Below are 1,172 nucleotides of genomic sequence, written 5' to 3'. Positions count from 1 at the left end.
AGATGTGTATAAGAGACAGCCCTCGAAGCTGCTGGTGTCTGACGCCAGTTGCTCCACCGAGGGAGGCCCGCCCCTCTCGGCGGAGCCACACGGGTGGGGAATTTCGATGAGCGTCAGTGGGGAGTTTCAGTGAGCGCGGTCACTGCCTGGAGCTGGTCTCGAGCAGCGCCAGATGCTGGCCGATCCGACGAGACGCCCTCTTGCGCAGCACATTGCTCACCTTCGATCACCACGAGGACGCGGTCCTCAGCCGACCGCCATCCTCGACAGCGCCACCCCGATCTGGCGGTCACGGCCCCGTCGCCGCGTTAGAGTCCGCGCCATGCAGCCGAACGCGGCAGAGGCACTAAGGCTATGGGCTTGGATCGCTAGCGGAGTGCTCGTGCTGGCTCTTGGCATCTTTGCAGGAGCCATCGTCTCGTGGTCGTGCGCCTCGATCACGCTCCAACTCCTCGGCTCGCTACTGACGCTATTCGGGTTCCTCTTCGCGTACCTGCGGGCAAGTCATCGAGGGGACACCGTTGTCGAGCAACTGAGACGGTTCAGTCATCGTCTGATCGGCAAGCAGCCACCCATCGCCCACGCAGGTTCAGCGCATTTGAATGTCACCGTCACTCCGAACGGGGCCGTGGGCTTGACGCCGTTACAGGATCTCGACGATCTGCGGATTCAAGACCAGGTCGATTTGCTAGCCGCCTACATCCGCGACCGAGTGAACGCCCGGACCGCCCAGCTGTACAGCCGACTGGGTGCACTGGAGGTGGAGGTTGCGAGAGCGCACGCCGCCGTAGACGAAAGGGCAGAAGAGATGTACCAGAAGATCCTGAAGGACCTGGGTGACTTGCGCGCTGACCTCGACAGGACTCAAGTGCTCGACTTGCGAACCGCGATCTTCGGCATATACATGATCGCCGCTGGCGTCGCGCTTGGGTACTTCGTCTAGGAGAGCCGATCAGCCTGAGGCTCCATGGCACACCGGGTAGAAACTCAACCTCTGGATGGATTTTGGTCGCAGGTTCGGGACCGTCTCCTATAGGAGACCCAAGCTTTCCATGCACCTTAAGCAGGCCCTGGGATCATGAGGATCGAATGGGTGTGTCAACGCCGGTTGAAATTTGACCCCTTCTCAACGGTTGAAAATTGACCCCCTTGGTGTTCATTCTTCAGTGGTC

General features: G+C 60.6%; 1 protein-coding gene. It reads left to right on the top strand.

Annotated elements, in window-relative coordinates; translation table 11 throughout:
• The first annotated feature begins 322 nt into the window (after nucleotides 1–322).
• Nucleotides 323–943 (top strand): hypothetical protein, encoded by a 621-nt coding sequence (locus tag A5752_RS04110; RefSeq protein ID WP_156613601.1) that lies wholly within the window; start codon nucleotides 323–325, stop codon nucleotides 941–943.
• The last annotated feature ends 229 nt before the right edge of the window (nucleotides 944–1,172 follow it).

The organism is Mycobacterium sp. 852002-51961_SCH5331710, assembly GCF_001665535.1.
Lineage (GTDB): Bacteria > Actinomycetota > Actinomycetes > Mycobacteriales > Mycobacteriaceae > Mycobacterium.
This window is presented reverse-complemented; position numbering and strand designations above follow the sequence as displayed.